The 8,366-nt window shown below is 69.6% G+C and carries 6 protein-coding genes; 4 read left to right on the top strand and 2 right to left on the bottom strand.

Annotated elements, in window-relative coordinates:
* Window positions 1-161: 161 nt before the first annotated feature.
* The 4 genes from ABZY57_RS30885 (at window position 162) to ABZY57_RS30870 (ending at window position 5,307) form a co-directional block, all read left to right on the top strand.
* Window positions 162-1,433: a ParA family protein gene (locus ABZY57_RS30885; RefSeq protein ID WP_356517550.1), complete on the top strand. Its 1,272-nt coding sequence runs from the start codon at window positions 162-164 to the stop codon at window positions 1,431-1,433.
* Complete coding sequence (locus ABZY57_RS30880; RefSeq protein WP_356517548.1) at window positions 1,430-2,344, top strand: ParB/RepB/Spo0J family partition protein; 915 nt, start codon at window positions 1,430-1,432, stop codon at window positions 2,342-2,344. Before ABZY57_RS30885 ends, ABZY57_RS30880 begins: the two co-directional genes overlap by 4 nt.
* Window positions 2,345-2,472: 128 nt before the next feature.
* Window positions 2,473-4,743 carry a helix-turn-helix transcriptional regulator gene (locus tag ABZY57_RS30875; RefSeq protein WP_356517546.1) on the top strand — a complete coding sequence of 757 codons (2,271 nt, stop codon included), beginning with the start codon at window positions 2,473-2,475 and terminating at the stop codon, window positions 4,741-4,743.
* 9 nt (window positions 4,744-4,752) lie between these two features.
* The gene (locus ABZY57_RS30870; protein ID WP_356517544.1) at window positions 4,753-5,307 is read left to right on the top strand and encodes an XRE family transcriptional regulator; all 555 of its coding nucleotides are present in this window, start codon (window positions 4,753-4,755) and stop codon (window positions 5,305-5,307) included.
* A 123-nt stretch (window positions 5,308-5,430) separates the two neighbouring features.
* Here ABZY57_RS30870 and ABZY57_RS30865 read toward each other — a convergent pair whose 3' ends face one another.
* On the bottom strand, window positions 5,431-5,904 hold the full coding sequence (locus ABZY57_RS30865; protein WP_250744360.1) for a MarR family transcriptional regulator: 474 nt from the start codon (window positions 5,902-5,904) through the stop codon (window positions 5,431-5,433).
* Window positions 5,901-6,539 carry a hypothetical protein gene (locus ABZY57_RS30860; protein WP_239516702.1) on the bottom strand — a complete coding sequence of 213 codons (639 nt, stop codon included), beginning with the start codon at window positions 6,537-6,539 and terminating at the stop codon, window positions 5,901-5,903. The genes ABZY57_RS30865 and ABZY57_RS30860 overlap by 4 nt, the downstream gene beginning before the upstream one ends.
* Between the last annotated feature and the right edge of the window lie 1,827 nt (window positions 6,540-8,366).

Raw genomic sequence — 8,366 nt, 5'->3', positions numbered from 1 at the left:
CCGTGGTGAACCACGGGGGTGCTCACCACGGCGTGTGCGAGGCCGCCCTGTCCCATACCCCACCCCCCTGGGGGCACTTCCCGGCCGATCCACACCACTTCGTTAGCAAAACTCAAGCGTGGCGCCCACGAACACCCTTGAACGTTAGTAAAGTCCCTCGCATGACTTCACCCTCGTCAGCGAGCGACCGTGAGAAGGTCGTCTCCAAACTCCCTCCGTGGCTCCGCCAGGAACTCAAGATCCGCACCGCCCAGCTGCGGGTGGACATCCAGGACGCCGTCCACCAGGGCATCGCCCACTGGAGCGCGCTCGCCTCCTCCCCCTCCCCCGTCGACACCTCCGGCGCCGAATCGTTCTCCACCTGGCTGCCCGCCGGCCAGTGGGAGTCCTTCCGCACCGACTCCAAGCACCGCGGGGTCTCCCTCATCCAGGGACTCGCCCAAGCCGTCTCCCTCTGGCTGGAGATGAACCCGGCCCCCACCGTGAAGCGGCCCTCGGTCGTCCGCCGCATCGTGGTGTGCAACCAGAAGGGCGGTGTCGGCAAGACCGCCATCACCGCCGGCACCGCCGAAGCCCTCGCCGAGGACCCCGACAGCCTCCACCCGGTCCGCGTGGCCCGCCAACTGGCCCGCCTCTCGGCCGTCGAGGACGGAGACGAGACGGGCCAGGAGGCCACCGCGTCCGCCCCTCCCGTCGACCTGGAAGACCTGCCGGGTCTCGGCATGCGCGTCCTGCTCGTCGACTTCGACCCCCAGGGCCACCTCACCAAGCAGCTCGGCCGGCAGCCGCTGCCCATCGGCGGCGACAGCCTCACCTGCCACATGGCCGGCGAGGCCAAGGGCCCCCTCGCCGACCTGATCGTCCCCATCCCGGACGAGCAGTTCGGCGACCGCCTCCACATCCTCCCGGCCTGCACGGACGCGTTCCTCCTCGACGTCCGCCTCTCCACCGTCCGCGCCCGCGAGGCCGCACTCGAGCGGGCCCTCGCCCCCGTCGAGGCCGACTACGACGTCATCCTCATCGACTGCCCGCCGAGCCTCGGCCTCAGCATGGACGCCGCCATCTACTACGGCCGCCGCCGCGACGCCGAACAGCCGGGAGCCTCCGGCGCGCTGATCGTGGTTCAAGCGGAGGACTCCTCGGCGGACGCCTACGACCTGCTCACCTCCCAGATCAACGACCTCCGCGACGACCTCAGCCTCGACATCGACTACCTCGGTCTCGTCGTCAACCTCTACGACGGCCGACGCGGCTACATCGCGACCTCCTCCCTCCAGGCCTGGATGGACATAAAGGACCCGCGCGTGGTGGCCATCGTTCCCGACCTCAAGGAACAGCGCGAAGCGGTCCGCGTGAAGCAGCCGCTGTTCGTCTACGCACCCAAGGGCGAGCAGGCGGTCGCCCTGCGCGCCCTCGCAAGGGAGATCTCATGAGCAAGGCCGACAAACTCGGAGTCTCGAGCTCCTTCGCCCGCGCCCAGCCCGTAGGCGTCAGTTCCCGCCGCGCGGCCATCGCCGAGGCCACGGGCGCCCCCACCTCCGGTGTGGTCCCGCCCTCGGAGGTGCCGATCGAGGCGCTCGCCCACAACCCCTTCAACCTCCGTGAGGACCTCACGGAGCTCGACGAGCTGGCCGCCTCCCTCACGGTCCGGGGCCAGCTCCAGCCCCTGGCCGTCGCCACCCGCATGGCCTTCATGGAGGCCCACCCCGGCAACACCGACGGCCTCGGCCGCGCCCCGTACGTGGTCATCGACGGCAACCGCCGCCTGGCGGCGGCCCAGCGCGCCGGCCTTCGCACCATGCAGATCCACGTCAACGACTCCCTCGCATCCTCGGCGGCGGACATTCTGGAGTCGGCGCTCATCGCCAACGTCCACCGCGTCGACGTGGCGCCCATGGACCAGGCCCGCGCCCTGCAGGAACTCGTCGAGGTCCACGGCTCCCAGGCCCAGGTCGCCAAACGCCTCGGCAAGACCCCGGCGTGGGTCTCCCAGCGCCTGACCCTCCTCAACCTCACCCCGGAACTCCAGGACAAGGTGGAGACGGGCGAACTCAAGGTGGAACCCGCCCGCCGCATCGGCCGCCTCCCCCAGGAGGACCAGGCCTCCGCGGCGGAGGAAGCCGTTAACGCCGTTAACCCCCCACGCCAACGCACCCGCCCAACCCCTGCCCCCGAACCCTCCCCTTCCCCCTCGACCGCTCCCTCCTCCCCCTCCCCCTCGACCTCCCCCCGCCGCATCACCATCGCGGCGGACTCCCCGGACACGATCGCGGACGCCCTCACCGCCCACCTCACCCCGGACGACCTGAAGGCAGTGACAGAACTCCTCCTGACCCGCATCTGATCCGACCCCGAAGCAGACCCCACCCGACACGAAGGGGGCGTTGGCCCGATCGGACCACCACGCCCCCCCACGTGTGTTTCACGTGCGTTCCATGGTGCGGTTCGCATAAGCTGCGCCTGGAGGTGCCCATGCCCAACGTGCACGAAAACGAACAGACCACGCTCTTCGCCGCGGTCGATGCCCTCTTGGAAGAGGCCGCGGCACAAGACGCCCTCCCGCACCCGGACGAGCGCAAGCGCCTCCGCGAGGCCGCAGGCCTGAGCCAGGACCAGATCGCCCAGGCCCTGGCCGTCCGCCGCGAAACGGTCACCTCCTGGGAAACCGGCCGCACGGCTCCCCGCCCCCCCAAGCGCGCCGCCTACGCCCGCCTCCTCAACGGACTGGCAGACCTCCACGGCATTAACGCCGTTAACACCCCGCAGGCCGCCGCAGGCCGACCCGCGGCCCAGCCCCGCGCCGAAGGCGCCGGGCCCACCCCCGGCAGCGCCGCACCCATTAACGCCGTTAACGCCACCCCCCACACCGCTGACGCCGCCCCGGCAGCCACACCCCCGCAACCGGAGCCCCGGTCTCAGGAAGAGACGGGTAGGCCAACAGCCCCGCAGGGCAGCCCGACCCCCACCCCCAGCACCCCCCACACCCCGACGCCCACGGCCACCACCCGACCCCCCTCCCGCGCGGGTGCCGCCAAGTCCACTCCCCCACCCCTCCTCGAGGGCAACGGCCCCCTGGCCGTACTGGACGGGACGGGAAAGGCCCACGCCGCCCGAGGCGTAGTCCTCACACCCCCCGCCACCCCCACCCTCCCCGCCCTCGTCGAGTGGGCCCTCTCCCCCGCCGCCAACCTCCGCTCCCCCCGCCTCCACCGCAACGGCAAGGACGGCGACCCCCTCCTCGTCCTCACCCCCGCCGCCACCGAGGCACTCGGACTCCCCCTGGTCCTCGAAGACCGCCGCGGCCTGCGCCTCCCCGACGACCACCCGGTCATCAAGCAGCTCACCAGATCAAAATGGCAGCTGACCCGGCGCGGCTTCGGCCCCTGGCCCCGCATCTACCGCCCCGCCACCCCCACCACCGGCCGCCAGTGCGTCCAGCTCGCGATCCTCCCCTGGGGTGCCCTCGACCCCCGCGCCTGGGGCGAGCACACCGCCGGCCTCCCCGCACCGGAACTCGCCGAGCTGCTCACCTCGTACGCGACCCGCGTCCTCACCCCCCGCGGCTCCACCGCCGTCTCGGGCCTGGAGCTGATGACGGCGCTGCGCCCGCCCACCCGCGCCGCCCGCGACGAGTCCACGAACACCTGGGTCTCCGCCCCGGTCCCCGGCTCCCTCACCCGCCCCGTCGACCCCGCTCCCCCGGAAGCCCCCGACGAGCACCCGGTCGTCGCGGCGCTCTACCCCCGCTCCCACCAGCGGACGCCGGACCAGGTCCTCGACGAGGAGGCGTACGACTGGATCCGCGACCCCCAGCTCCTCAGCGACGCCGAGTGCACCCGCACCCACGCCGTCGGCATCGACGTGAACATGGCCTTCGCCGCTGCCGCCAACCGCCTCCTCGTCGGCACCGGCCCCGCGGTCCACACGGACGGCCCCCGCTTCGACCCGAAGCTCCCCGGCTGCTGGCTGGCCGACCTCTCCGCCGAAGCCGCCGCTCTGGACCCGCGCCTCCCCAGCCCGTTCACCCCGCACGGCCTACCTCCCACCGGCCCCGCCTGGTACGCCACTCCGACCCTCGCCTACGCCCAGGAGCTCGGCCTCGCCGTCCGGCCCACCGAGGCCTGGCTCCGCCCGGAGCACGGCCCGTACCTCGACGCCTGGTACACCCGCCTGCGCGACGCCTACATGGCGACGATGGCGGACCTTGGCGTCCACGCGGCCCTCACGGACGCCGAGTTCCTGCAGGCCATGGCGGAGTACAAGGGCGACCCCGACAACCCCGCCCCGCACACCGCGGTCCTCTCCGCGATCAAGTCCACCGTCAAGGGCGGCATCGGCAAGCTCCGCGAACGCCCGCAGGGCGCCGGCTACCGCCCCGGCGAGAGCTGGCCCGCCCTCGAACGCCCCACCTGGCGCCCCGACATCCGCGCCGCCGTCATCTCCACGGCCCGCGTCAACATGCACCGCAAGATGCAGAAACTCGCGACAGCAGCCGACCTCTACCCCATCGCCGTCCTCTCCGACTGCGCGGTCTACCTCTCCGACGGCCCCAGCCCCCTCGACTTCCTCCCCCGCACCCCCGAGGGCAAGCCCCTACCGGGCGGCTTCCGCCTCGGCGTCAGCCCGGGCATGGTCAAGCACGAGGGCACCCAGCCCCTCCTCTGGGCCGTTCAGCTCCTCGACGAACGCCACAACCCCGCCCGCCACATCAAGGGCCACGACGCCGCGGCCGACGGAGAGTAAGAGCCACCCATGTCCGAGATCAGCGACAGCCTCGACCGCGCCGACGAACAGCACTTCACCCGCCCCATCCCCAAGTCGGCGGGCGCCCAGATCCGGTACCTCGTCAAACAGCTCAAATCGACCAAGGCCGTGGCAGACCTCCTCGCCATCTCCCGGCGCACGGTGGAGCGGTACGTGAAGGACCAGATCAAGCAGCCCAAGCCGGCCCTCTCCGCACGCCTGGAGCGCGAGGTACGCCGCCGCTGGCAGCCCCTCGTCCGCAAGCGCGCCCGCGCCAAGGCCGCGCGGCAGACCGGCCTGATCATCGAAACCCGCGCCCGCTTCGGCTTCAGCGCGGCCCCCGGTACGACCGACGACGGCCGGATGCGCCGCATCACCCAGCACCTCCCCCCGGAGTACGCCTCCCGCCTCTTCACCGCCCACGAGGCCGGAGCCACCGAGGCCCAGCTCCGCGGCATCACCGCCGAAGGGCTCCAGGAGATCTACTTCAAGGACCACGGCGCCCGCGCCCAGGGCCTCCTCGTCGAGTTCACCGACATCGACTACGTAGAGCTCAACTTCTGAAAGCCCACGGCGACCCCACACACGCCCCCCTGAGCCCCTCAGAAACCACAAAGGGCCCCGGAGTACTCCGGGGCCCCCAAAGGCCCCTGAGCACCCCTCAGAAGCCCTACAAACACCACCTACTCAGCCCACCGCGTGCAGCGCCCTACGCCGCTTCGATTCAGCCGCCTTCTTCGCGACGGCCTGGGCCGCCCGCTTCTTGCGCTGCTCGGCGAGCTGGTCCTGATACGCCGCCACCGCCCGGTGGTAGCTGGCCACATAGCCCCGCGCGTCCAGCCGCTCCTCCGCGTCCATCTCGTTCACGGCCGCGACAGCGTCCTCGAACGAGGTGTACCCCGCGAGCATCGGGTTGATCTGGTAGACCCCGTTGCGGATCTTCCGGACCAACTTCGCCAGCTCCAGGCTCCTCAGCGCGGCGTTCACGCTCGGCCGGCTCAGGTCCAGCATCCCGCCGACCGTCGCCTGGTCGATGAGGATCCGCCCACCGGGCTCACTGAGCGAACGCAGCTTCAGCAGTACCCGGTACGCCGCCGGCGGCAGGTCGAGGTCGGAGAGCAGCCCGTCTGCGTTGACCGCAGCGAATCGCAAGGTGCTCACTGAGCCGTCCCTTCTCCCGTGCGCTTCGTCCGGCTCACCCGACGCGCAGCGCGCTCTCTTGCCCGTTCGGCCCGCAGTTCCGCGATGGCCTGCCTCATGTGGTCCAGCGAGGGGAAGCGCACCAGGTCCGGCAAGCTCGTATCGCTACGAATCTGCGAAATGGTCCCGTGCTGCTCCACCTTCACGAACTCACCCGTCATCTCGGTACCCGGGATGAACTCCGCTACCCGGTAACTGTAGGGCGGGTTGAACTGATACACACCCCGCCGCACCTTGAAGACGATCCCATGAGACATCACCGTGTGCAGAGCTTCCGACGTCTTCGTCCGGCTGACATCCAGGATGGTAGCCATCTCCTCCTGGGTAAGTGGAATCCGCCCCCCCGCCCGCTGGCAGGCAATGAGCAGCAGGATCAGCCGTAGGGGCAGCGCTTCCCGGAAGTACTGGGCGATCACGAGGAAGAACTCGAGGCTGTCCATCGAGAACGCATTCGGCTGATTCTCGGTCCCGTAGAACTCCAGCGGCTTGCGCTCGCCGTCCAGGGTCAGCTTCCGCGTCGGGTACCGCTTCGCGAGGCTGTCCAGGTCCTTGACCGGAGCCAGGGGCTGACTCCACGCGGAGATCGCGTCGTCCACCGGCAGATCGGGACGCGGGGTCCCTACCGGATTGCCCCGGCGGCGCTGTGGCTCTGATGACACGAGGCTGCTCTCCACTCCGTTGATCTGCGGAGATCAGTATGTCAACAAGGGTGACACAAGTGTCACGCTCGTTGACGTTCGGCGTGTCTTGTGTCCCCTCACAGGTGACATATCTCAGCCACACCGTTCCCGGACCCCTCTCCCGCCCCTCCCCCGCCAACCCCACCCGCCCCACCACCAGTTCGCAGACAGATCTCCCCCAATACGTCAGCACCACCGACGTTTTAGCGCGTTTTACGTCAGTACCACTGACATTTTGCAGCCGTTGTGTCCCCCTAGCAGCGACACAACCCCCGAGATATGTCCCTCCTGAGGGGACATATCTTTTCCCCCGCACCCCCTCTGACCTGCGACGACGCATCTCCGTACCTTCTATAGGCCGGTGGTCGCTCCCGCCCAAGCCTTCAACGCCGTCCAAACCAGCAGGCAAGAACCACCTGACGTCCCAAAAACCCAACCCCTCCGACCCCAACTGCAACCCCTCACCCCAACCACAACCCCGCAGAATCTGACTGATTCCCGTCTCTATCCACACAACATTTTGAATCAAACCCCCCACGACACCATTAACGCCGTTAACACCCCAAGCCCCACCACCCGTTAACGCCGTTAAGACCCCACACAAACCCCCAGGTCACCAACTCTCCACACCCAGGCACACACCGCAGCACCTCAGACCCAACCTTCGCCACTGCGAAGGCCACCCCCCACCCCCACAAGCACCCTGAAACCTCCAAGGAAACCAAATGGCCGATTCCAAACCCTCAACCCGAGGACCCCGCACACTTGGAAACGGAAAGGCTCCAGCCCGCCCGACTTCCCGCTGAATGCCCTTGCTGTGCTTGGGCCGGCTTCTTCAGGGTCAGGGCCTGATGTGGGAGGTCGCTCTTGGCTTGGCTCAGGGTGCAGGCCTGGGTGCAAGTTACGGGCTGTTTCGTGGACGAGGGCTGGCTCCTTGAGGTGGCAGTCTCTGCCCGGTTCTGTCGAAGACACCGCTCAAGGCAGGGGGCTGGCATTAGGCAACCCGCTGCCTCGGCTCCGGTTTGAAAAAAGGGGACGTCCTGGCCCCGAAGAGACCCTCCCTAACTCGGGGAAGCTGGTCCTTTCCCAAGCACGCAGCACTGAGGTACTGCTGAGAACCAAAAGCCCTCAGCACAGAGCAAAGCGGAGTGCACCCTGCTCAAAGAGCTGGCTGCGGGCCTCTAAACAACGCCTGCTCAGTGCAGCGAGGCGGTTCGCTCCTCCATGCTCAGCACAGGGTGCTCCTGGGGGCCATAGGCCCTCAGGACGAAGTCCTGCTTCCCCCATAGCCGAAGCCCTCGGTCTCCAAGCAACGCGCCCGAACACAGCGAGGGTCTTCAGCACGGGGCGAAGCGGAGTGCACCCTGCCCGAAGGGCAGGGTTCTGGGCCGCGGAGCGGCCGGCCGAGCGCAGCCAGGCGGTTCCTTCCCCAGGCGCGCAGCGGTTGGGTACCCCTGGGGCCAAAGGCCCCAGGCACGGAGCGAAGCGGAGTGCGCCCTGCTCGAAGAGCAGGCTCCGGGCCGCGAAGCGGCCTACGCCGAGCGCAGCGAGGCGGTTCCCTCCCGGGCGCGCAGCGCTGGGGTATCCCTGAGGGCCAAAGGCCCTCGGCACGGAGCGAAGCGGAGTGCTCCCTCCCCCGAAGGGGGGAGCTCTGGGCCGCGAAGCGGCCTGCGCCGAGCGCAGCGAGGCGGTTCCCCTCCCAGGCGCGCAGCGCCTGGATACCCCTGAGGGCCACCTGCCCTC

This window comes from Streptomyces sp. NPDC006450 (assembly GCF_040612195.1).
Lineage (GTDB): Bacteria > Actinomycetota > Actinomycetes > Streptomycetales > Streptomycetaceae > Streptomyces.
This window is presented reverse-complemented; position numbering and strand designations above follow the sequence as displayed.

Excerpts from the sequence above, each read along its gene's own strand:
- ABZY57_RS30885 (WP_356517550.1), top strand. The coding sequence starts at position 162 with ATGACTTCACCCTCGTCAGCGAGCGACCGTGAGAAGGTCGTCTCCAAA.
- ABZY57_RS30875 (WP_356517546.1), top strand. The coding sequence starts at position 2,473 with ATGCCCAACGTGCACGAAAACGAACAGACCACGCTCTTCGCCGCGGTC.
- ABZY57_RS30870 (WP_356517544.1), top strand. The coding sequence starts at position 4,753 with ATGTCCGAGATCAGCGACAGCCTCGACCGCGCCGACGAACAGCACTTC.
- ABZY57_RS30880 (WP_356517548.1), top strand. The coding sequence starts at position 1,430 with ATGAGCAAGGCCGACAAACTCGGAGTCTCGAGCTCCTTCGCCCGCGCC.